This window comes from Streptomyces sp. 378 (genome assembly GCF_030124145.1).
Classification (GTDB): domain Bacteria; phylum Actinomycetota; class Actinomycetes; order Streptomycetales; family Streptomycetaceae; genus Streptomyces.
The window spans coordinates 1-22,525 of record NZ_JASKMS010000052.1; the positions used below are offsets into that span (position 1 = coordinate 1).

Annotated in this window: 19 protein-coding genes and 5 pseudogenes; 7 read left to right on the forward strand and 17 right to left on the reverse strand. The window is 68.4% G+C overall.

What is annotated here, in order from left to right:
* Positions 1 to 775 precede the first annotated feature (775 nt).
* A pseudogene (locus QNO09_RS37915) lies at positions 776 to 1,148 on the forward strand (12-oxophytodienoate reductase); the annotation flags it as partial.
* 7 nt (positions 1,149 to 1,155) lie between these two features.
* Here the strand turns inward: QNO09_RS37915 and QNO09_RS37920 are convergent.
* Entirely contained in the window at positions 1,156 to 3,648 is a 2,493-nt protein-coding gene (locus QNO09_RS37920) for an NACHT domain-containing protein (protein ID WP_283974783.1), read from the reverse strand.
* Positions 3,649 to 3,787: 139 nt separating this feature from the next.
* Between QNO09_RS37920 and QNO09_RS37925 the strand changes: the two genes are divergently transcribed.
* A complete protein-coding gene (locus QNO09_RS37925; RefSeq protein ID WP_283974784.1) occupies positions 3,788 to 4,015 on the forward strand; it encodes a hypothetical protein in 228 nt (75 codons plus the stop codon).
* Between the two features lie 167 nt (positions 4,016 to 4,182).
* Here the strand turns inward: QNO09_RS37925 and QNO09_RS37930 are convergent, their stop codons facing one another.
* The 10 genes and pseudogenes from QNO09_RS37930 to QNO09_RS37975 all read right to left on the reverse strand — a co-directional run bounded on the left by QNO09_RS37930 (position 4,183) and on the right by QNO09_RS37975 (position 11,409).
* Positions 4,183 to 4,455, reverse strand: coding sequence for an IS3 family transposase (locus QNO09_RS37930; protein WP_283974785.1), 273 nt, complete (start codon positions 4,453 to 4,455; stop codon positions 4,183 to 4,185).
* Between the two features lie 42 nt (positions 4,456 to 4,497).
* Positions 4,498 to 4,635: pseudogene (locus QNO09_RS40155) on the reverse strand (IS3 family transposase); the annotation flags it as partial.
* Between the two features lie 181 nt (positions 4,636 to 4,816).
* A pseudogene (locus QNO09_RS40160) lies at positions 4,817 to 4,969 on the reverse strand (IS3 family transposase); the annotation flags it as partial.
* A gap of 129 nt (positions 4,970 to 5,098) precedes the next feature.
* The gene (locus QNO09_RS37940) at positions 5,099 to 5,407 is read right to left on the reverse strand and encodes a transposase (RefSeq protein ID WP_283974787.1); all 309 of its coding nucleotides are present in this window, start codon (positions 5,405 to 5,407) and stop codon (positions 5,099 to 5,101) included.
* Positions 5,408 to 5,445: 38 nt separating this feature from the next.
* Positions 5,446 to 6,213 carry a site-specific integrase gene (locus QNO09_RS37945; protein ID WP_283974788.1) on the reverse strand — a complete coding sequence of 256 codons (768 nt, stop codon included), beginning with the start codon at positions 6,211 to 6,213 and terminating at the stop codon, positions 5,446 to 5,448.
* 220 nt (positions 6,214 to 6,433) lie between these two features.
* Positions 6,434 to 7,155 (reverse strand): annotated as a pseudogene (locus tag QNO09_RS37955) (DUF6308 family protein).
* 81 nt (positions 7,156 to 7,236) lie between these two features.
* Positions 7,237 to 9,135, reverse strand: coding sequence for a hypothetical protein (locus QNO09_RS37960; protein ID WP_283974791.1), 1,899 nt, complete (start codon positions 9,133 to 9,135; stop codon positions 7,237 to 7,239).
* A 143-nt stretch (positions 9,136 to 9,278) separates the two neighbouring features.
* Positions 9,279 to 10,772, reverse strand: a complete 1,494-nt coding sequence (locus QNO09_RS37965) for a ThiF family adenylyltransferase (protein ID WP_283974792.1) — start codon at positions 10,770 to 10,772, stop codon at positions 9,279 to 9,281.
* Entirely contained in the window at positions 10,769 to 11,140 is a 372-nt protein-coding gene (locus QNO09_RS37970; protein ID WP_283974793.1) for a hypothetical protein, read from the reverse strand. Before QNO09_RS37970 ends, QNO09_RS37965 begins: the two co-directional genes overlap by 4 nt.
* Positions 11,137 to 11,409, reverse strand: coding sequence for a hypothetical protein (locus QNO09_RS37975; RefSeq protein ID WP_283974794.1), 273 nt, complete (start codon positions 11,407 to 11,409; stop codon positions 11,137 to 11,139). Before QNO09_RS37975 ends, QNO09_RS37970 begins: the two co-directional genes overlap by 4 nt.
* Positions 11,410 to 11,735: 326 nt before the next feature.
* Between QNO09_RS37975 and QNO09_RS37980 the strand changes: the two genes are divergently transcribed.
* From QNO09_RS37980 to QNO09_RS37995, 4 genes are all read left to right on the forward strand, one after another.
* Positions 11,736 to 12,113, forward strand: coding sequence for a hypothetical protein (locus tag QNO09_RS37980; RefSeq protein WP_283974795.1), 378 nt, complete (start codon positions 11,736 to 11,738; stop codon positions 12,111 to 12,113).
* A gap of 45 nt (positions 12,114 to 12,158) precedes the next feature.
* A complete protein-coding gene (locus QNO09_RS37985) occupies positions 12,159 to 13,304 on the forward strand; it encodes an ImmA/IrrE family metallo-endopeptidase (RefSeq protein WP_283974796.1) in 1,146 nt (381 codons plus the stop codon).
* Complete coding sequence (locus QNO09_RS37990) at positions 13,301 to 15,655, forward strand: nSTAND3 domain-containing NTPase (protein ID WP_283974797.1); 2,355 nt, start codon at positions 13,301 to 13,303, stop codon at positions 15,653 to 15,655. Before QNO09_RS37985 ends, QNO09_RS37990 begins: the two co-directional genes overlap by 4 nt.
* Positions 15,656 to 15,834: 179 nt before the next feature.
* Positions 15,835 to 17,802 (forward strand): helicase associated domain-containing protein, encoded by a 1,968-nt coding sequence (locus QNO09_RS37995; RefSeq protein WP_502962405.1) that lies wholly within the window; start codon positions 15,835 to 15,837, stop codon positions 17,800 to 17,802.
* An 82-nt stretch (positions 17,803 to 17,884) separates the two neighbouring features.
* On the opposite strand, the gene QNO09_RS38000 is transcribed toward QNO09_RS37995, so the two are convergent.
* The 6 genes and pseudogenes from QNO09_RS38000 to QNO09_RS38025 all read right to left on the reverse strand — a co-directional run bounded on the left by QNO09_RS38000 (position 17,885) and on the right by QNO09_RS38025 (position 21,383).
* Positions 17,885 to 19,360, reverse strand: a complete 1,476-nt coding sequence (locus QNO09_RS38000; protein WP_283974798.1) for a hypothetical protein — start codon at positions 19,358 to 19,360, stop codon at positions 17,885 to 17,887.
* Positions 19,361 to 19,437: 77 nt separating this feature from the next.
* On the reverse strand, positions 19,438 to 19,785 hold the full coding sequence (locus QNO09_RS38005) for a YaaC family protein (protein ID WP_283974799.1): 348 nt from the start codon (positions 19,783 to 19,785) through the stop codon (positions 19,438 to 19,440).
* Positions 19,782 to 19,958 carry a hypothetical protein gene (locus QNO09_RS38010; RefSeq protein WP_283974800.1) on the reverse strand — a complete coding sequence of 59 codons (177 nt, stop codon included), beginning with the start codon at positions 19,956 to 19,958 and terminating at the stop codon, positions 19,782 to 19,784. The genes QNO09_RS38005 and QNO09_RS38010 overlap by 4 nt, the downstream gene beginning before the upstream one ends.
* 31 nt (positions 19,959 to 19,989) lie before the next feature.
* A pseudogene (locus tag QNO09_RS38015) lies at positions 19,990 to 20,145 on the reverse strand (IS5/IS1182 family transposase); the annotation flags it as partial.
* 6 nt (positions 20,146 to 20,151) lie between these two features.
* Positions 20,152 to 20,925: a glucose 1-dehydrogenase gene (locus QNO09_RS38020; RefSeq protein WP_055512680.1), complete on the reverse strand. Its 774-nt coding sequence runs from the start codon at positions 20,923 to 20,925 to the stop codon at positions 20,152 to 20,154.
* A 53-nt stretch (positions 20,926 to 20,978) separates the two neighbouring features.
* Complete coding sequence (locus QNO09_RS38025) at positions 20,979 to 21,383, reverse strand: hypothetical protein (protein ID WP_056792618.1); 405 nt, start codon at positions 21,381 to 21,383, stop codon at positions 20,979 to 20,981.
* Between the two features lie 96 nt (positions 21,384 to 21,479).
* On the opposite strand from QNO09_RS38025, the gene QNO09_RS38030 reads away from it, so the two are divergent.
* Positions 21,480 to 22,514, forward strand: coding sequence for a helix-turn-helix transcriptional regulator (locus QNO09_RS38030; protein ID WP_283974801.1), 1,035 nt, complete (start codon positions 21,480 to 21,482; stop codon positions 22,512 to 22,514).
* The last annotated feature ends 11 nt before the right edge of the window (positions 22,515 to 22,525 follow it).

Sequence of the window (22,525 nt, forward strand, 5' to 3'; positions counted from 1 at the left end):
AGGCACCAGCCGCTCAACGATCCCCACGGGCGATAGCCTACCGAGTCAGCCAAATGAGATGACGTCTAAATGTCATCGCTCTCCGGCAGCCGTCACATCACGACCCGGACGACACCGACAAGCACCACTGAGCACTACCGAGCGCCAAGGAACGAGCACCGCCAAGGAAGCACCGCCTACAGCAGCCCCCGGCAGCCGCCGGGGGCTTCGTCGTGCTGCCCGGAGGAGACCGCCGCGCCCACCTTCGAGACCCTCTCCCGCTTCACCACCGGCCTACAGCACCTCACCCCCTCCACCGGTATACCCAGGTCCCTCCTCGTCGGGTCGATCACGTAGGCCAGGCCGTCGGCCAAGCGCCCCAAACGCACTCTGTCTCACCGGGCGGCTTGCCGCCCGGGTGCACAACCGATGGCGGGGGAGGTCCAGGAGGCGGTCCCCGAGCAAGCGCGCGGTCCTGACAGATCCGGTCTTGCCCGCCGTGCGTGCACGGCTGACGGAGGTCGCGCAGGCGGTGAGGACGGCAGACGTTCTTGCCGCGGTCGCCGCCCGGCGCGAGTTGACCTCTGCTGAGTCGGTCGCCGAGGTGCTTACATGGCGCCTGGACAGATGACGACGGCAGCGCGGGCCGGCGGCGGCCGCCTCCGCAAAGAGCGCGGAGACGACGACCGTGGGCGGCACGCATCGTGATCAAGGTCGACGGCGCCCACCACTACGGCACCAAACGACATCTCCGCCGTCTTGTCCGGGTGCCTGTTGTCGTTCAGGTACCGGACCCCCCAATGAGTTGGAGGCCGTCCTCACTCCGCTCGCCGCGGCCGGTGTCGACGCCTTCCACGCCTCCACTGGCTACCCGAGTTCGGGCTCCGAACCTCAACCTGGTCGGCTGGGCCAGGAACCTCACCGGCAAGCAGACCGTCACCGTCGGCTCGGTCGGCCTCGGCGGCGACTTCGACCGGGCCTTCGTGTGCGCGGGTGCCGCGGTCGGCAACATCGACAACCTCCTCGACCCGCTGGAGTGCGACGAGTTCGCCCTCGTCGCCGTCGGCCGGGCGCTGCTCCAGGACCCGCAGTGGGCGGCGAAGGTGCTGGCGGGCCGCTTCTACGAGCTGAGGCCGTACGACGCGGCTGCAGTGCGGACGCTGAGCTGAGCGACCCTCACAGCCGTTCCCTCAGGGCCGGGGCGTGGACGCGGATGTGATCCTGGATCAGCCGGTGCGGGAAGCGGAAGCCGCTGCCGCTGCGGCGCACCAGGATGCGACGCTCGGCGTCGCCCAGGAAGCGGCCGTAGCGGTAGGGGACGGCGCGGTCCCGGGCCAGGACGAAGCGAACCGTCCAGTAGTACACGCAGGCGGCGCCGCCGAGCCGGTAGGCGTTGGACGCGCTCAGCAGTGTGCCCGCGAACAGCGCCGTCAGCAGCGCCGTCCGCACCCCGGCGTCCGTCGTGGCGCGAACCGCCGGGAAGCCGACGCCGACGGTCAGCAGCAGGGTCACCCCGCCGAACAGCAGCGCGTGCCGGGCGGAACGGCGGATGCCCTCGTTGGGGCGGCGGCGGGTGTCCTTCAGGTCGGCCCGCATCCCGTCGCCCACGAAGAGATACAGGAACAGGAGGACGAACGCGGCGACCGCGAGGCCCATGGTCTGGTGCGTACCGGTCAGGAGGACTCCGGCGCCGGTGGTCAGCAGTACGGACAGCAGGATGATGGCGAGGTACCCGATCCCCATTTGAACGCGGTCCAGACGGGGGGCCGCCAGCGTGCCGAGCCAGGTCGGCACCCAGGCCCAGCGCAGCTGTTCGCTCGGACGGTAGGAGCCGACGTTGTATCCCTTGCGCACTTCGATGTCGGCCCAGAACCAAGTCAGCACCAGCAGACCCGGCAGGGTGGTGCCGTCGGGTGTGAAGTCGCCTGCGGACAGGGGCAGCGCCAGCGGCAGGGCGGGCGTGGCGCGCCGGGCCGCGTTGCTCAGGTTGGTCCGGTCGGACACGTACAAGACCAGGAGGAAGGTGACGAAGGTCGTCGTGAGCAGGACGGTGGAGTCGTCGGGGCGGATGAGGTCCAGGGCCGTGAACGTCCACAACCACGGCAGCATGATGAGCAGCAGGACGGCGTACTGGAAGGCCCGTCTGGGCACCGTGTTCAGGTGCGGGCGCAGCCAGGCGGGCACCCAGCTGCCGTCGATCCGGTCGAGGTGCAGCACCTCCTCACCCCGCTGGTGCAGCCGCTCCGCCAGCGCGGCCAGCCAGTGCAGGGTCACCGGAGCGTCGTACGCGCCAGGGCGGCGCAGCATGTGCAGGACGTAGGCGTCGAAGACGCGGTCCCGGCGCTGCTCGACGGTGAGGCCGGGCACGCGCAGTTCAGCGGCGGCTCGGTCCGCGTACGTGGTGCGGATGACGTTCAGCATGAGGGGGGAGCGCAGCAGCGTCCACAGCTCGGGGTCCGCGTCGAGGGCGTCGCGTACCTCGCGGTAGGCGTCGCCCTGGTCCGGTGGGCCAGCCAGGTACTCCTGGACCTGGCGGCGGGTGGGGGCGCACAGCGCGGCCAGCTCGCCGCCGATCTCCAGGGACAGGACGAGGTCGCGGTCGCGGCAGGCGATGACGACGCCCGCGCAGGCGCGGCGGTAGCGGCGGAGCTGTGTCGCGCACTCTCGGCGGTGGCGTGCGGCCACCTGGTCGAGGCCATCCAGCAGCGGCAGCAGCAGCCCCGCCCCGAGCCACTGGCGGCTCAACTGCGGGGCGACGTCGTAGACCTGCTCGATCTGCTGGACGATCCACTCCTCCAACGGCTGGCCGGTGTAGGGCGCGAGGCTGAGCAGCACGGGAATCGGCGGTTCTGCATGCTCGCCGGAGCGCAGCGCCTCGTCGGTCAACGTGTCAGCCAGGATAGCCAGTTGGACCGACTTGCCGATGCCGGCGTCCCCGACGAGGACCAGTTCGTGGGCGGCGTCCTCGAACAGGGCGCGGATGCCGTCCCCGGCGAAGGGCCGGGTGACCAGTCTCGGTTTCCGGGCGCGGCGGCGGCCGGGCGTCGGCGCCTTGGCGAAGCGGACGAACGCGGGGGTGAGGTACGGCCCCGTGACGGTCTTGTCGATGTGTTCGCGGGCGTGTCTGCGGACCTTGCGCAGCATCACCTCGTGTCGGCGGCGGGCCGGTCTGTGCCGGAGCAGGGACAGCCAGGCCGTCAGCGCGTCCCACAGCGCCGCCGGGAGGAAGCGCAGCCGGGCCAGCCGCGCCCAGGCCCGGCCGAGCGGTGACCAGCCGTCCCAGTCGCCGACGGCGCGGGTCGCCGGGGGCTGGTCCGGGTCGGGTTCGTCGAGCCAGGGCAGCGGCGGGAATCCGCCCGTGCGTTCGCGCTCGTGCTGGCTCCGCTCCGCGTCGCTCCAGTGTTCGGCCCAGTGGGCCGGATCGCCACCGAGGAAGCCGACCAGGGCCAGTCCCATGGGGTCGAAGCGGGAACGGCCGCTGCCCGTCAGCATCTTGTGGAGGTGGCCCGCCGATATGCCGGTGCGGCTCGCCATCCGCTGCACCGAGGGGCGCCCCGCGGGGACGTACAGCTCGTCGTGCAGGGCGCAGGCCAGTTCCGCCCAGGGGCCCTCCTCCGGGTTCGGGCGCCGGATCCCCGGTTCTCGCCGCCCACCTCGTGCCGCCGCCATCGGCGTCGCCCCCCTTGTTTTCATTCACTGGCATTCACCGCAGGTCACAGCGGCTTCTGGCGGTCTCTCTCGCGGCCTAGAACGGAGGTACCGGCCGGTGTCCGTCCCTCTTCCTCCGACTCTCAGCGGGAGACCAACCATGGAGTTGTTGCATCAACTGGAGGCTCACGTACTGCTCATGGCGGTGGTGAGTGTGGTCCGTGTTGTCGTGGTGCGGGTGCTGGAGCTGGCCGCCCTGGTGGTCGTGCTGCGTGGCAGCCGGGCCGAGCAGCGGGCGGGGCTGCTGTACACCTTTGCCTCCTATGTGCGGGACAGGTCGTCGTCCTTCCCGCTGCCCGTTCGTTTCAATCGCCGCGCACGCCGGTGACGCGAGGGCCGCCCTGTCTCGACGGGGCGGCCCTTCGCATATGGCGCCCTGCCCGCCCTGATCACGGGCGCGGTCGACCCCTCCCAGACTGGCGCGGCCAACAGCCTCAACACCCTGATGCGCTCCCTCGGCACGTTGAGGTTCCCCCGGCGTGCGGGAGGTGCTGATCAGCTGGTCAGGGTGGGTTGACGGGGCTTCAGGTTCGTTCGTTCGGCCGTTGCCTGGTCGGCGTAGTGCTTCTCCTCGAACTCGATCGGGCTGAGGTAGCCGAGCCGCTTCTGGATGCGCCGGGAGTTGTAGAAGCCGTCGATGTACTCGAACAGTGCGACATTCGCCTCGGCCCGGGTGGCGAAGACGCGGCCGCGGATGCACTCCGTCTTGACGATCATCGACAGGTTCTCCGCGAGAGCGTTGTCGTAGCTGTCCCCGACCGAGCCCATGGATGCTTCAACTCCCGCTCTCAGCAGTCGGGTTGTGAGCTTCACGGATGTGTATTGACAGCCGTGGTCCGCGTGGTGGATCAGCTTGCCCGGTTCGACTTCCCGGCTCGCGAGGGCGTACTCGAGGGTGGTCAGGACCAGGTCGGCGTCCGCGCGGGCGGAGGTCTCCCAAGCGACCACCCGGCGGGAGAAACGCGTCCCGGATCGCCGAGAGCCACAAGGGCCCCTCGCTGGTGGTGATCATGGTGAGGTCGGTGACCCACAGCCGGTTCGGCGCGGGTGCGGTGAAGTCCCGCTCGACCAGGTCCGGGGCGAGTGTGGCCTTGGGATCGCGGCGCGTGAAGCCGCCCCGGCGTGGGCTGATCCCCGCGATCTCGGCCTCGCGCATCAACCGCTCGACCCGTTTGCGGCCCACGTGGACGCCCTCGCGCTTGAGCACGGCGTGCACGCGCGGTGAGCCGTAGATCCCGCCCGAGTCGGCGTGGATCTCCTTGATCTGCTCGGTGAGTTCCACGTCGCGGCGCCGGCGTTCGCACGGCTCGCGCTCGGCACGACGCCAGCGGTAGTACGTCGAGGAGGCGATGGAGAGTTCCCGCAGGACGCACTCGACTCCCAGGTGCGGGTGCTCGTCAAACGAGCGCCGTCACCTGGGCCGGGTCGGGTCGAGCTGCGCCGCGAAAAAAGCCGAGGCCGTCCGCAGTACCTCGTTCGCCCGCTTGAGCTGGACGTTCTCCTTGCGCAGCGCGGCGAGCTCGGCACGCTCGTCGGTGGTCAGCCGGTCATCGCGCTCGCCGGCATCCGCCTCGGCCTGGCGGATCCAGCCGCGCAGGGCCTCCGGATGCACGCCGAGGTCGACGGCGAGCTTCTTGATCTGCGGCTTCGGCTCGGCGGTGCGATACATCCGTACCGCACGCTCACGCAACTCCAACGAGTACTTTCTGGGAGCAGCCATGGTCGATGTTCCTCTCATGAGTCCCATCTGACCCTCTGTCAACACACTCCGCATCTCGGGGGAATCTCACAGGTCCAGGGTGTCTTGGTCTTGACCCGGGCCCGGTTGGCGTTGTCCTCACGGTGGCAGATGTGCACGTGCGGCCCCCGGCACTGACCGCACGCGGCCTGCTCACGCAGGTGCAGATCGACCAAACGCAGCCCACACAGCTCACCGACCCGGAAACCGCCGTCGGCCAGCCACGTGACCACCATCCGGTCCCGCGCGCACGACACCGCCCCCAGCAGCACCTCCCGGGCGCCCTCGGGCAGCATCTTCGGATGCCGACGCACCCGCTCCGCCGGAGCCAAGGGGTTCGCGGGCATGCTGTGCAGGACGTGCCCGAGCATCGCCCGCCGCCGGTCCGCCCGCGTCGGCAGCCGCGTCACACGCAGCGCCTCCGCCAGCGGCGGGTTCACTCCCCGGATGCCCAAGTGGAGGTAGAAGCCCTTCAGACAAGCCGCCGCGGTCTTCAACGCACTGTGCCCGTACGGGCGTTTGTTCTCCCGCCACGGCAACCCGAACGGCCCCGGATAATCCGCCCCCAAAGCCGCCATGTAGTGCCGCAGATCCTCCAGCGACACCGACTCCACCGTCAGGCCCGCGAACCGCAGCCACCGCAGATGATCCACCAACACATACGCGTACGTCCGGTCCGTACCCGCCGCGCAGGTACGCAGGAACCCGTCCGCCTCCGCCATCACCGAGCAGTCCGTGTCCACGACCGTGTAGGAAACCCGCCCGCCAGCACGGACGATCTCCTGCACCCGTAACTCCCCCACCACCAACCGGCCACCCACTATGTGCCGCCTCTCTCCAGACCCAGGACCGCCCCCCTGGCGGCCCTCTCGGCCCCGAGTCCACACCCCTCCCCACCCCCACGGACCACTCCACGCGAACGTCCCACACACCCAGGTGACAGTTGGTAAAGTCCGTCACCCTCACACGCCAGAACGCCCCCTCAGGTCGCGTTGACGGCAGGCATCCTCAGAGGCAGTTCCGGTGTTCGATCCGGTGTCGCATCCACACGACCACGTCGCACACCCGCAACGCGCTCACCGTCTCCGGCAGCCCTGCGGCCTGCCTCAGCTCAAGCAGCTGACGGTGCAACGCGGCGCCGTCCTCGCGCAGCGCGGCCTGCAGTGTCAGCCAGAAATCGGTGGGGTGTCCCAAGCGCAGCGCACGACGTCGTCGTAGACGGGCAGCAGCCGGGGACGCTTGCGGGCAAGGAGTTTGCCCGCTGTAACCCACCCGACGCCGTGCTGGCCGAAGAGCAGCTCCCAGGCCCTATAAGCCGGCGAGCCCGGTTTTAGGTGGACCGTATCGGCCTGGGCCATGTCCAGATCAGCGGGAACCACACGCAGCAGGTCGGACAGGTGAGCGCCGAGGTGGCCTTCCAGAAGGTCCAGCGCAACTGGCGCCGGAACGGTGACCGACAAGGTCTGCACCGCGACCAGGTCCTCCGCCGTGATCCGATCGGCGACCTCCGGCCGGTCACCCCCACCGGCCAGATGCTCGAACCGACTGCCGGTGAACGCCCTCGTGCCGGGCGGCAGATCGATACCGAAGTACCCCCGCAGGTCACCGACGACACGCTCTGCACTCAGCAGCACGCGCAACCGTTGCCCCAACGGCGACAACACTCTATCGGGAACACCGGACGCTGTGGTGGAAGCGGCCATGAGAACTCCGTCCTTCATCGAGATCATGAGCGGGTGAGCGGCGCCATAGAGTCCTGTCCGAGAAGCATCCGGCGAACCGGTCGGCGGGTCGCGCAGGGGCACCGACCATCAGCTCGTGGATGGGCTCTGATGCGGCTGCGGCAGGGCGTTGACGAGTGGCTTGAGGGCGATGTCCAGCAGCCCAGCGTGCCGGGCTGCTGCATCAGGCTGTACTCGCATGACGTGCAGGATGTGGTCGCGTACGGCGGCGTTGCGCAAGCTGCCGGACTGCTTGCTGCGCAGGATGTCGAGGAGGCTGGGGCCGGAGGCTTCCTGCAGGGCCTCGATCATCTCCAGTTCTTCGATGTCGACGATCTCCACGGGGTCCGTGTCCGGTGTCGTGAACAGCCCTTTCCTCCGGGCGCGTTCACGGATCACGGTCAGGGTGATGGGGTTGACGGGGAAGCCCTCCGGTAGCACGAGCAGCGGCAGGAAGCGACGGTCGCCGGCTGCAGGTGCACCAGTGAGGGCGGCCTCGTCGCCGCGCAGCACGGTGATGGTCGCGTCGATCTGGTCGAGTTCCTCGACGAGCTTGTCGATGTCCTGGATCTGTGATTCACCGGGGACGGCGGTGCGGGCTTCGAGGCGCAGCTGGGTGGTGGTGACCTCGATGACGATCCAGGTGCCTGGATAGTCGATCGCGGCGTCGGCGATGCGCTGGCCTGGGGCGGTGTAGGCGGCCTTGAGGTCGGCGTCGTCGTAGACCCGGCGCGTGGTCCCTTCGTCGCAGGTGATCGTGTGCAGGACCTCGCTGACGTAGACCTCACTGCAGTGGCGCAGGGTCTGTTTGGCCCGGGCGGCCATCTTGCGGTGGCCTGTGGGCTTGGTGCGCCCCGGCGGCGGGCACTCGATGTCCCAGATCGGCAGCCACCCGAAGGCCCGGCTGATCAGGTGGCGGGGATCGAGGATCAGCAGCCGGTCTTCGGGCAGGCGGATCACGGGCCACCGCTGGAAGGGGTCGAAGGACCATTCGGTGCGCTGTTCGGGGCGTTCTCCGTGTACAGCCTCCCGCATGCCGGGCAGGTCGTTGGTGATCAGCGCCAGGACCGACTCGACCCGCTGCGCGGGCAGGGTCAGGCCGGCCAGTTCGCCCGGCTCGATGACGAACCGTCCCATCGTGGTGCGCAGCCACAGGTAGCCGGCGACGGCCGCCAGGTCCTCCAGGCGGGCGCCAGTGCAGTCCTGGTAGGTCTTGCTGAGGTCGACCATTCCCGGCTCGCCGTGGTGTTCGGCGGGCAGTTGCAGCCAGCGCCGCGCGTAGCGGGCGAGGACGCCTGGGACGGACCAGCTGCGGTGGAAGTGCTGGTTGGCGATGAGTTCGCGGCCCAGTGTGCCGGGCCGGTCCGTGATGACGCTCGGGCCGGGATCGGGATGGTGGCCCATGACCTGGGTGAGACTGAACAGAGCGCCGACGATGTCGCCGTCGGGGAGGTCGTCCGGCACCGTGTCCGGGGAGACCTCCATGGCCCTGCGTGCCAGCAGCATGAGGGCCTGGGGCACGAGCAGCCTGCGGGTCTCGTCCCGGAGCAGGTTCCGGACACGGCTGCGGACCGGCTCATCCAGCCACTCGCCGGCGAAGTGCGCCTCGACGGCCTGCACGGACACACCGGGAAGCTCCAGGGCGTTGAGCACCAGGGCGCAGAACCGTATGACGCCTTCAAGAGGAAGGCGCTCCAGCTGACGCACGGCGTAGTCGGCAGGCAGCTCGAACCCGAAGATCTCATCGGGCGTGAGGTACGCCGCTCCCAGGTCGATCGGCGCGGGCGGGACAGCGGTGGCGGGCACCAGCAGGCCGCTGGGATGCTCGTTCCAGCGGGGCACGAGAGCCGTCGCGGTGGATCCCTGCAGCACCGGGTGCCCGGACGAGGGATCGGCCAGATAGCCGGTACGCAGCGACGCGGGCTCGGCATCCGTGAACATCCTGCTCAGCGTTTCGATCTTCTGGACGAGGCGCTCTGCGGCGTCCATCGGCACTCCCGTCGTGCGTGTAACCGCCGACCCGTGAACTACCGGCTGCCGGTGTCACGTTGTTGCGGATTTCAGTGTTGGTCTTTTGGGCCGGGCGGGCCAAGCGCGAATGCGTGGTCGCCCGGCGCTTCTGGCCGGGGGTTTCAGCGGAATCGGTGCAGGAGGTCGTCGACAGCGCGCCGGGCGCGGAGCGGCCAGCGGCGTACCGCACGGGCACGAGCAGCGCGCGCCTGTTCAGCAGCTGGGTGCCGTCCCGTGACGGTGACGGGAGCGTCGTCGCCGAGCGTCCGCAGCATGCCGTCGTAGGGGCAGCCCGTCTCGCAGCCGTCCTCGCGGTGGTCGAGGGTGGCGGTGGTCAGGTGGTACAGGTGGGCGCCGGTGTCGGCGATCCCGCCCGGCGCGGTCGTCATAGTGACGAACTGATTCAGCTGCGCGGCCGCGGCGCTGTTGGAGAAGACGAAGACGTTCTCCTTGCGGCGCAGCGGATGGTCGGCGGGCAGGCCGGTGATGTAGGCCGGGTCGTCGAGAGAGCCGTCACGTTCGGCTTGGACGTGGGCAGGGTCGTACTGACCCAGGCATTCCATGCAGGCGCGACCGGGGGCGGCGATGTGGGCGCGCCATTCGGCGCCGCGCAGGCGTCCGCCGCGGGCGTCGACCGCGATGCCGCCGTCGACGACGGGGATGAGGTGGGCGTAGGCGAGAAAGTTGAGGACGGCGCGGGGCCAGGGCCGGTCGACGCAGGAGAAGATCACGTCGCAGTCGGCCGCGGCGGCGAACCCGGCCGGCTCGACCACGCTCAGCTCGTACGGCGTCGCCCGGAAGTTGACGGCGGTGGCCGCGCGGCGAGAGGTGCGGGCGGCGAGGCGGGCCTTGGCCCGGTGCAGGCGCACATCACGGATGGCGGCGTGCAGGAGCCGGTCGAGGTTGAGCTCCTCGACGGTGTCGAAGTCGAACAGGCTCAGGTCCTGGATGCCGGTGCGGGCCAGGGCTTCGACGACGAGCATGCCGACCGAGCCGCATCCGACGACACCGACGTGCAGACGGGCCAGGTCGTCCTGGGTTGTCTGTCCCCAGGCGGAGACGGTGCGCAGTTGCCGGTTCGTGGCCGGCGGCGCGGGGAGGAGACGGTTGTTGAAGGTGACCGTCAGGCGGCCGCCGACCACTCGGACGCTCTCCGCCTCGGTGGGGGCATAGCGGCGGGGGACCTGCTGCTGCCAGATGCGGGCACCGAAGCCGGCATCCGCGCCCGCGAAGGTCAGTCCAACCAGCGGACGGCCGGTGATCACCTGGGTCTGCGCGGCAAAGGACGCCTCGGCCGTGTGGTCGATGGTGTTCAGTCGCTGCCATCCCCGGCCTTGGGGGTGGGCGTGGATGAAGCCGAGCCCGCAGCCGTGCTCGGCCGCGAGGGCGGCGGCGCGCAGGAAGTAGGCGCTGGTGAAGTCCACCGTGCCGTGCACGATCCGCTCGCCGTCCTGCGGCAGCACCACCTCGGTAAGCAGGGCGGTGGTGCGGCTGGCACCGGTGCTCGGACGCCACAGCACGAAAGTGCAGTCCTCCTGCCCGTCCGCACGGCGCAGGTGATCGGTCAGGTGCTGGGCGGTGTCGCTGGTCATGGCGACCGAGAAGCGGGTGATCACGCGGAGGGTCCGTTCTCCAACTGCGCGAACAGGGTGCGCAGGTGCCGCAGATAGCCACGGACCGTACGGTCATGTGCCCAGTCGGCGGGCGGCCGACTCCAGTGTTCCCACTCCTGCCCCAGCGGAGACGTGTGCACCGCGCCGTGCGGGTGTCCCAGGCGGGGGGTGACGTGCGGGCCGTGCGGGGCCGACAGCGGCCAGTCCGGCACCAGTTCCAGCCCGATGCGCACCGTCGTCCCGGCCTGCGGGCCGACCTCGACGAGGTAGTCGAAAACGGCGAAGTTGCCGCTCTGCTCCACCGTGAAGCCGGCCCGACGCAGGCCCGCGAGCATGCCCGCGGGCCCCGTCTCCGGCATCACCGCAGTCATGCGGTCGGGGTCGGGCCGGTGGAGACCGACACGAACGTCTCCCGCTCATGCACGATGATCTCTTCCTCCCCACGGCCGGCGAACGAGTGCTGATGCCGACCGGTGATCCGGACCAGGTAGTGCGTGCCCGCGTCGATACCAGCCAGGCCCAGGACCGCGTTCGGCGTCGTGCGCTTCGGCACCTCCACCGGCTCGCCATCCACCGTGACGGTCACCGTCTTGCCACTGGTCTCCTCGTGCTGCATGTCTGCCGTCGTCATGACGACCACCTCCCCTTCCTCCGGCCCGCCCACGGCGGGCCGGGATATGCGAAAGGCGGGCCCGAAGCCCGCCTACTTGCTCTTCTTCGAGCCGCGCGACGCGCGCTCGTTCACCGTCGTCGACGGGTGCCTACGCACCGTCGACTGCTTCACAAACCGGCCCGTGACCGCACTGCGACCACGCTTCCCACCAGACCCACTCGCCTTACTGACCTTGCCCGGCATGACGTACCTCCTTCGAGAGGGATCGATCTGACCTGCAAAGGTGCTCCATCGCGCGCGAAGTTTCATGCACCTAGCAAGCCAATGAAACTTTCCTTGATCGAGAGAGTAGCATGGAAGCAACAGGTATACGCAAGAGGTTTCTGGGGCTGCCGGTGAATATCGCCTTCGACGACGCGGAGCTCGCCCGCGTCTGCAACAGCGACGCGGCCCGCCGGGCCCGCTTCGGGCCGGAGGCCGCCGCCACGCTCCACAGACGCCTCGGCCAGATGGCCGCCGCCGACCACCTGGCCGACCTGCATCGCCTCGCTGCCGCCCGACTACGGCCTGATCCGGCTGACAGCGGCGTCAGCCGGATCGTCTCGCTCGGGGACCACGGCCACCTCGTCGTTCGCCCCCGCGACGACCCGCCCACCGCCCACCGTGACGGCACCCTTGACGAACACTCCGTACGCGCCCTGATAGTCACCGCGATCACCATCACGCGATAACTGCCCCCGCCACCCCGCCTCCCCGACCTCAGAGAGGCACCACCCGTGACCCCGCCTCCCGCCCCGCACTTCGTCTACGCGCCCGACTCCGCCCAGCCGCCCGGCGAGACCCTCAAAGAACAGCTGGAAGCACTCGGCATCCCACAGGCCGACCTCGCCCGGCGAACCGGCCTGTCCACCAAGCACATCAACCAGATCGTCCAGGGCACCGCGGTCCTCACCCCCGAGACCGCGCTCCTCCTCGAGCGTGCGACCGACATCCCGGCTTCCATGTGGAACCAGCTAGAAGCCGCCTGGCGTACCCACGTCACCCGCCAGCAGGAGCTCCAGCGGCTCAGCAAGCGCATCGATTGGCTCGACAACTTCTCACTGCCCGAGCTCGTCAGGCGCAGCATCCTGCCGAACAAGGACAGGAACGTCGACAACCTCCAGCGTCTGCTGGCGTTCTTCGGCGTCGCCGACCCAGCCGTCGCCGAAGACCTCTGGCGCAGCTACCGCACTGCCTTCCGTCGCTCCACCGTCTTGAAGACCGACGACTACGCCACCGCGGTATGGCTGCGGCAGGCAGAACTCAAGGCCCGCGACCTGCCCTGCCAGCCGTTCGACCGCGCCACCCTCACCGCCCTCATGCCCAGCCTGCGCGCCCTCACCCTGGAAGAACCGGCAACCTGGCCCGACCGCATCACCCATCTATGCGCCCAGGCCGGCGTAGCCGTCGTCTTCCTCCCCGCCCCTCCCCTGACCAGCGTCTCCGGCGTTACCCGCTGGCTCACCCCCGACAAAGTCGGCATCGCCCTCAGCGACCGGTTCAAAAAGGACGACCACTTCTGGTTCACCGTCTTCCACGAGATCGGCCACACCCTCCTGCACGGCAAGAGACTGACCTTCCTCGACAACACCGACCGCGCCGACGAACGCACACCCGAAGGCGACCGCAGCGAAGAAGAAGCCGACGCCTTCGCAGCCCAGACCCTCATCCCGCCCGAGCACAACGCCGCATACCGCCGCCTCGCCCGCAGGCCCATGCCCTTTGACAACATCAAAGCCTTCGCCCGCCAGGCTGGTATCGCCCCCGGCATCGTCGTCGGCCGCCTCCAGCACGACGGCGCCCTGCCCTGGACCCATGGCAACAACCTCAAACGCCCCGTCCGCTTCCCCCACAACGGCCCCGCCGAGGACCAGCCACAGTGACCGACCACCCCCGCAAAGGCACCGTCGCAGCACCGGGCTCTCCCGACTTCGCCCTGCACACCCTGGGCTGGCGCGCATTCCAGGACCTGTGCGCTGCCGTACTCCGCGAAGTGTGGGCGCAGTCTGTGCACACCTTCGCCGACTCCAACGACGGCGGACGCGACGGCGCCTTCTACGGCACCTGGCAACAACCACCGGACCCGATCGGCGTCCAGGACGTCCCCGACGGCCCCTTCGTCCTGCAGTGCAAACACACCAAGAAAGCCGACACCACCCTCACGCCCTCGGAGCTCAGCGATGAGTTCGCCAAGGCCCAGGCGCTGGTGGACCAGGGTCTGTGCGGCAGCTACGTCCTGCTCACCAACGCACGAGTCAGCGGAACCTCGGAAGCCAACATCCGACAACGGCTCCGCAGTGTCGGCGTCGGACACGTGCAGGTTCTCGACGGCCAGTGGATCTGCGACACCATCGCCAGCCGCCAGCGCCTGCGGACCTTCGTCCCCCGCGTCTACGGACTCGGCGACCTCTCCCAGATCCTCGACGAACGCGCCTATACACAAGCCCAGTATCTGCTCTCCTACCTGCGCGAAGAACTGGCCACCTTCGTTGTCACGGACGCCTACCGACGCGCCGCACAGGCAGTCCAACAACACGGCTTCGTCCTCCTGCTCGGCGAACCCGCTGTCGGCAAATCCGTCATCGCAGCCACCCTGGCCATGACCGCCCTCGACGCCTGGGGCTGCCTCACCGTCAACGCCCACGACGCCGCCGAACTCGTACGCCACTGGAACCCCAACGAGCCTAACCAGTTCTTCTGGATCGATGACGCCTTCGGCGCTGTCCGCCACGAACCGCAGCTCACCGACAGCTGGGCCCGCCACATGCGCCAGGTCATGACCGCAGTCCACGGCGGAGCCAAAATCGTTCTCACCTCACGCGACTACATCTACCGCGATGCACGCCCGCACCTGAAGGAATACGCCTACCCCCTGCTGCACGAACAGCAAGTAGTTGTCGACGTCGCCCAACTGCCCCTTGAGGAACGCCGACAGATCCTCTACAACCACATCAGCCTCGGTGACCAGCCCACAGAAGTACGCGGCAAGATGAAACCCCATCTGGAAGAGGCGGCAGCACAGAACCCCTTCCACCCCGAAGTAGCTCGACGCCTAGGCCGGCAGGCCTTCACCCGTCACCTGAAATCGAGCAAACACGGCATCACCGACTTCATGCGCCGCCCCACAGCGTTCCTGCGCGACCTCTACACGGAGCTCGGACCAGACGAAAAGGCCGCCCTCGCGCTGACCTACCAGTCAGGGGAATTCCTGCCTGCACCGCTCGCCCTGGACGCCGCACAACGGGACGTCATCATCCGCTTCGGCAGCTCCCCCGCAGGCATTGATCGCGCACTCAACGCCCTCACCGGAACCTTCCTGCGATTCTCATCCTCGCCAGAAAATGGAACCACAACAGGGTGGTCATTCCGTCACCCCACCCTCCAAGAGGGCTTCGCCGAACTCTTGGCCGCCAGCCCCAACCTCCTCGGAATGCTCCTCTCCGGGTTACCTCTAGAGGAAATGCTAACTAAACTCGATTGCGGAAGTGAAAAGCAGCGCGGAACCCTCATTAAAATCCCACCAACGCTCTACCCCGTCGTCGCCGAGCGACTCCAATACCTAGAACGAGATCATTTGGATCACTGGGAAGATTTCCTATGGTGCAATTTCTTCACCACTCGATGCTCCGATGCATTCCTTGAGCACTACACCGAGACTGATCCGGGTTTCGTCCCAGGCATGATGAACTTCGGAGCATACCTGGGCTCCGACCGAAAACCTGAAGTACTGGCGCGCCTGCACCAGGCAGGCCTCATCAGCGAAGACGAGCACGAAGAGATAGTTCAGACCCTAACCGATTATGCCGTCTCGGTCCCTGATGCAGGCTGGGTAGACACCTCGCACTGGAATATCATCCTTTCCGAAGGAGAGAGGAAAGGCATTTTGGAGGAAGTCAGGGAAGAGCTACTCTCACCAACTTCCACCCTGCTATCGGACTGGAGTTCTAACCGTTATGGAAATATAGACCGAACCCCAGAAGAGTACTACGACCCACTTCGAGAGGCCTTGGAGACCTATCGCGACTCACTCGCGGACCAGCCAGATATCGCCGCGGAGTTCAGCGGGCTACTCACCAGAATAGAAGAACTCATCGCGTACGAAAACGCAGAGGCCGATGAAGAGCAAGAGGTCAAGTCTCAACCTAATACCCCGCCTGTCAAAATCCCCACGACTCAGCTGGATCCTGCCATCAATTACCAACGAAGCATTTTCGACGACATCGACGACTACTGATTCCGTCGGAGGCTGCATGCCGTACGTGTGTACACGACGCATCCTCGCTGGTCAGCAGCAACGAAAGCAGTCAGAGCGTAGGTAAAACGGACGAGGCCCACCGGGTTTCTGGCCGGATCGGGAAGCCGTGGGCGGTCGTCCATGACAACCAGAAGATCCCGTTCCTGCGCCGTCTGTACATGACGGCCACGCCCCGGCTGTGGCAGCTCGGGGACGAGGACGAGGCCGGCGCACCGGGCGAGCTGGTCGCGAGCATGGAAGACGACCCCGACGGGCCCTTTGGCAGCAGGGCGTTCACTTTGACGCTCTCGGAGGCCATCGACAGGGGAATTTGTGCCCCCTACCAGGTTGTATGCGTGGACGTCACCGACACCGTGCTCCAGGCCGCGCAGCTCCTGGGCGCGGAAGGCCGGTCGGCCGAGGTCCGTGGGGCACGGCTCGCTGCCCTGCAGACCGCGCTGGTGAAGGCGTCGGCCGAGGAGGGCTTTGGCCGCACGCTGGTCTTCCACCACCAGGTCCGCGAGGCCGAAGCGTTCGCGGCTGGCCTTCCCGACGTCGCCGCGCAGCTGCACGCATCCGACCCCGAGCTGTACCCCAAGAGGATCTGGGCGGACTGGCTGTTCGGGGATCACAAGCCGCTGCACCGGCGGCGTCTGCTGGGCGAGTTCGCCGCGGGGATCGCCCCGGACGGCGCGGTCGTGGAGAAGTGCTTCCTGTGCTCGGTGAAGGTCTTGGGTGAGGGGGTCGACACCAAAAGTTGCGACTCCGTGTACTGGGCGGACGTACGCGGGTCGATGCCGGACCTGGTCCAGGCGGTGGGCCGGGCGCTGCGGATGCAGCCGGGCGAGGGCAAGGTGGCAAGCCTGGTGGTGCCGGTGCTGCTCGGGCCCGGGGAGACGGCGGACAACATGCTCACGTCCCGGGCGTTCGGCGGGCTGGCCAAGCTGTTGGAGGCGCTGCGGGCGCACGACGCGAGGATCGTGGAGAGCCTCGCGGAGCAGCAGGCCCCGAGCAGCTATAAGCCCGTAGCCAAGGACGAGAGCGGGAAGAGCACGGGCGGGAGCGGCGAGGGCTCCGGGGGCGTCAGTGCCCCTGCCAAGGCCCTGCTGAAGTTCTCCACGCCCCGCGACCCGGCCGCCCTCGCCGCGTTCATCAACCTGCGGGTCCTCAACCCGGAGCACGAGCACTGGCGGCGCGGTGTGGAGGCGGCCGTCATCTACGCCCGCGTGCATGGCGACTTGAAGGTGCCGTTCACGTTCCGCGTCCCTGCCGGGGATGAGGCCGACACCGAAGGCGAGGGGTGGCCGGCCTCGCTCGCCGGGTTCCCGCTGGGGCAGTGGACCGCCGACGCTCGCCGCTTCTACGCCCGCGGGGACATGGACGAGGACCGAGTCGCCCAGCTGGAGAAGCTGGGCATGATCTGGTCGCACTTCGACGTCGCGTGGGAGGAGGGCCTGTCCGCCGCGCGGGTGGGCCGCCGAACACGGGCACCTCCTGGCCCCGCTGGACGCCACCTTCCAGGGGTACCGGGTGGGCATCTTTTTGAAGAACGCGCGGGCCGCCGCCCGGAAGCCTCAGGAGATCGAGCAGCGGCGTGCCGAGGGGCTGCCGGTCGGGTCGTCGGCCGGCGCGCTGTCCGACGACCGGCGCGAGCAGCTGGAGGAGATCGACCCCTCGTGGTGCCCCACGTGGCCGGTGGAGTGGCAGCGGGCCTTCCACCTCACCCGACTGCACCTGGACGGCGGCGGCGAGCTGCCGACCGAGCCTGGCGGCGTCATGCGCCAGGGCGAGGACTCGGGCGGTGGGTGCAGGCGCAGCGGCTGGGCTGGGAGAAGCTGACGACCGTACAGCAGTGGATGCTGGAGCAGGTCCTCGGGATCGAGCCCGCCACCGAGAAAGAGAAGCCCAAGCCGCGCCGTACGCAGGCCGACAAGTGGGCCGCCAACCTGGCCGCCGCGAAGCAGTTCTACGAGCGTGAGGGGCATCTGAACGTCCCTCGCAAGCACGTGGAGACGGTGCTCTCGAACGAGGGATGGGAACTGCAGTTCCGTCTCGGGGCATGGATCGGCAACCAGCGCTCGCGTGCGGCGACGCTGCCGGAGGACCGGCGCGAGCAGCTGTCCGCGATCGGAATGCGGTGGACGTAGTTCGACACGTCCAGGGTGGGGAGGAGCGAGGTGAGTGCAGATATGGCCCCGTTGCAGGCGGACCGGCATCTCCTCGCCCGTACTACTGATCTACAGCGGTCTGGGTCGCACGTTCAGCGTGCCGCCACGGGTAGCTGTCCCAGCCCGCATCCAAGATCGCATTGCGTCCGAGGTTCTTGCCGACGAGGACCGTGTTGAGGGAGTAGGTCGACGCCAGAGGGTCTTCCTGGCGTTTGTAGAGGAGCTGGCTTACCGACATGTCGCGCAGCGTTACAAGGTGCTCCAGTTCTGTGGCGCTGCAGACGGTCACGGGGATGTCCGTGTCCGGCTGCATCGCTTTCTGGAAGGGGGCGTTGGCGGTGTGGAAGGGCTCCATGGTCACGACGAGACCGTGCACAGGCCGGTCTGCGGGTATGTGCCTGAAGCTCGGATCCCTGTCGGTGATCAGTGCTGCCGTGGTTTCCAGCTGCTTGTAGGCGTGCTTGATCTGGCACAGGGCTGCGCTGGTGCGGTCCAGCACGCCAAGACGTAGCTGTTGGGGAGGGCGCGTGGACTTCACTTCTACGAGCAGGACCAAGTCGTCGAAGACGACGATCCAGTCGACGCTGCGTCGCTCGTCCCGATAGATGATCTCGGGGTAGACCTCGGCATCGGCAAGTTGGCCAAGCTGGCGTCCTACGTACTGCTCGAAGAGGTCCCCGAGTTCCTTGGCGAAGTCGTTCCCGAAGTGGGCGATGCCCATGTAGTACAGACCGAGGGGGCTGCCCTTGGGAATGATCAGGTGGGATGAGGGAGCGAGGTAGCCGGTGCCGAAGCCGGACAAGAAGGGGCGGCCGCGCAGTGGGTTGTACTCAAAGCGGCGCAGGTGGGGGTCCCGGCTCAGCCGGCCCTTTTCGTTTTCGGCCTTGAACGTCTTGAGATCGATAACGAAGTGACGTTCAGTTACGTCTCGTATGGTGCGCGCGGGAATGATGGAGCAGATCTGCTCCATCTGGGGCTGGCTCAGCCACGCTGGGTCGAAGCGCCCTTCGTTCCGCAGCGCGGCTACCTGCAGAAGTTGGGTGACGCCAACGTAGTCGGACAGGGAGCAGCCGAGAAGCTGTTCGGCCCATCCGTCGATGAGGCACGTGGGGGTGTGGGCAGGCGTCGTCTGGCCGAACAGGGCGGCGGTGCGAGCGAGATCGTTGAAGCCGGACTCCTGGTAGGTGAACTGTTCGCCCGACGTACGCAGGAGCCAGCTGGCGACGGATTCAGCGCTGCCGTTGTGACGGACCAGGGGATCGGTCAACGCCGCGTACGCGGCGAGCATTGCCATCAGATCGTTCTCGGTGCAGTTGCCGTCCCCGCGGTACTCGTTCCCGTAGGCGAGGCTGGTACGCGCGACATCGGCGAGCGCCCACGGCGTGTACTTGCGGTATGGGCTGTTCCACCACGTGTCGCTGTGCCAGCGGGCTGAGGCAGCGGCGATCACAGGCAGGAGGGCGCTGGGGCGCTGCTGCCTGACTCGCTGTACGTACTCGTGATCCGTGACCAACCGGTCGTAGAGGAATGCCGCCATGGATCAAGCGTGACTGACCGGACGGAGCGCTGTCGCTGGAATTATGCTGCCCCCTGCCGCTTGTCGAGCAAGGTCAATCACGTGCTCACCTCGGTGATGGCGTCCGCGATCAGGACGGGCAGGTGGTTGATCGCCCGCTCCAGGAGCCGCTCGATCGGGACGGCGTACTGGCTGTTGTCGACGCTGATGAGCTTGCCCCAGACTGCGGGCTCGTAGCGGGCGAGCATGGACAGGGCGTACAGCACGGCCCACCAGGCCGTCAGGGGGTGCAGTTCCCGCTTCATTGAGCCCAGGACGGGCAGGAAGTACCGACCGCCGGCGTAGCCGCGGGTCAGGGTCCGCAGGTGCGCCAGCCGTTCGGGGCCGGTCGCCATTCCGTCGAATCCGGTGCCTGCGCCCTCGGGCATGAGCCAGTTGATCGTCATTCGCCGCCGCCGTGGTTGTAGCGGGTGTAGTCCGGAGGCGCTTCCGGACCGAGGCTGAGGGCGTGGGTGATCTCGTAGCTCTCGTGCTGGGCGGCGGCCGGGTACGAGGCCAGGAAGTCGGCGAGCGCCTCGCGGGTGCCGGCGTTGATGACCCGGTCAGGGATGTCGCACACGGGGGCGCTTAGGGACCGTATTGAGTTCCGATCAATGGGTGGCTCGGGTGAGGTCCTTGAGCCAGATCATCGAGGCGCGTAGGTGGAGGCCGGCGAGGTAGCTGTCGGGAGACTTGTCGTACCGGGTGGCGATGCCACGCCAGGCCTTCACCTTGTTGATCAGCCGCTCGACGGTGTTCCTCTCCTTAGCACGTCAGAGGGCCATGCCTCCCGTTGCGTCGATGACCTGGCCGGTTACCCAGCGTGCGTCGTCGGAGGCGAGGAAGGCCACGATGTCGGCCATGTCTTCCGGCCGCCCGATCCGGCCGAGGGCGGCAAGAGACGCCGCTTGCGCCTCGGCATGCGGATCGCCCAGCAGGGTGGCCGCGCTGGCATCGGTGAGGACGGTTCCGGGGGCCACCGAGTTGACCGTGATGCCCCGGGGGCCCAGCTCCTTGGCGAGGGCGAGACTGAAGTTGTCCAGGGCTCCCTTGGTGGCGCCGTAGGCGATCATTCCCGGCGTGGCCAGGCGGGCCACGGAGCTGGAGATGTTGATGATCCGGCCCCCGTCGCGCAGGCGCGGCAGTCCCTGCTGCGTGACGAAGAACGGTGCACGCACGTTCACGGCGAAGACCTTGTCGAAGGCGTCCTCGGTCAACGACTCCAGGGATGCGAAATCCCCGATGCCGACGTTGTTGACGATGATGTCGAGCTTCCCGTCGGGCACGTGCTCCGTGCCCGCGGCGTCGAAGGCGGCCCAGAGGCGGGCCGCGTCGCCGCGTTCGCCCAGCCCCGCCTGGAGTGCGAAGGCCCGTCCTCCGTTCTTGCGGATGTTTTCGACGGTCTCGCTCGCCGCCGTCTCGTCGCGGGCGTAGGTGACGCCGACGGCGGCGCCGTCCTGGGCGAGCCGCTCCGCGATCGCCCGGCCGATGCCCCGGCTGCCGCCGGTGACCAGTGCGACCTTGTCCTCGAGTGCTCTTGCAGACATGGCGGAAGACCGCCTCCCGTTCATCGAATCGTCTCTTGAGTGCTATGGAGCGCCTAGACCAGCGGCTTGTGTTCGGGCCACCACCGCTGGACGGCTTCGACAGCCGTCGTCGGGCTGACGTTGAAGCAGAGCTTCGCGCCGGGTGCCAGCTCGTGGGTGGTGTTGACCAGCACCTCCAACAGCGGGGTCAGCTCCGGGTCCAGCCGGACGCCGGCGCCGATCAGCACGATGTCGTAGTCCTTGGCGGTCAACGCGGCGCGAAAGACCGCCTCGGCCGTGCGGCCGTAGTCGAGCAGGCAGACATCGACACTGAGGCCGAGCTCCTCGAGCCGAGCCCGGCCCGCGGCCATTCCGGCCCGGACCGCCTCGGCGTCGATTTCAGGGAACGCCGCCCGTGACGAGGGCGCGTCGTCCACCAGCGCTGGATCTAGTCCGACGTTGAGCATGGACGGGGACATGTCGGTGTACCTCCGGTGACCTGGGGTTTCTCGGACCCACGGTAGGCGCCTGGAGGTCGGGCGGCCCTCCCACATTTCTGGGATACCGTGGCAAGGGTGAGTTCCCCGATGGTCCGGCGCGAGACCGTGCGCGGCATCGAGGCGATCTGCCGTCTCGACCTCGACTCCCGAATACTGCGCCGCCGGATCGCCGACCGGCTGACACGCCTCATCCCGGCCGACTCCTACTGCTTCAGCACGATCGACCCGATGACGCTGCTGACCGCCGACCAAGTCAGCGCCGGGCTCGTACCGGAGGCGGCCGCGGCCGCCGCGCACAACGAGTACCTGGTGGACGACGTCCTGAAGTTCGCGGCGCTGGCCCGCTCCGAGGTGTCCGCAGGCACGCTCGGTGCGGCCACCGGCGGTGATCCGGAATCCAGCCACCGCTACCGGACCGTGCTGCCGATGATCGACGCACGGCACGAGCTGCGGGCGGGCTTCGTGGTGGACGGCCGCTGCTGGGGCGTCGTCGCCCTCTTCCGCGGCGGCCGGCGGCCCGACTTCACCCCGGCCGACGTCGGCGTCCTGCGGCGGCTGTCCGCCCCGGTCGGTGCGGCCCTGCGCCGGGCCGCCCACCGGGCACCCGACGACACCGCTGCGGGCCCGTCCGAGGCCGGAGTGCTCCTGCTCGACCAGGACTTGCGGCTGTTTTCGGAGAACCTGGCCGCGAAACTCTGGCGGGACGAGCTGGGCCCGTCGCAGGCGGAACTGCCGTCCGCGATCCTGGAGGTGGCCGCACGGGGAAGAGGCGCTGAGCTGCCGGCGTACGGACGCATCCGCGGCCGCTCGGGCCGGTGGCTCTCCGTCCAGGCCTCGCCGCTGAGTGGTGGCCCGCACCCGGCGGCCATCGCCGTGACGGTACATCCGGCGCCGGCCGCCGACGTGGCCGAGATACTGCTGCTCGCGTACAGGCTTACACCGCGCGAGCGGGACGTGCTGGCGCGAGTCGTCGCCGGTCTGCCGTCGCGGACCATCGCCGTGGAACTGCACATCACCGCGGCGACCGTGCAGGACCATCTGAAGAGTGTGTTCGCGAAGACCGGTGTCCGCAGCCGCAGCGAACTGGTGGCGACGGTCCTGGGCCTGTGACCGGACGAGTG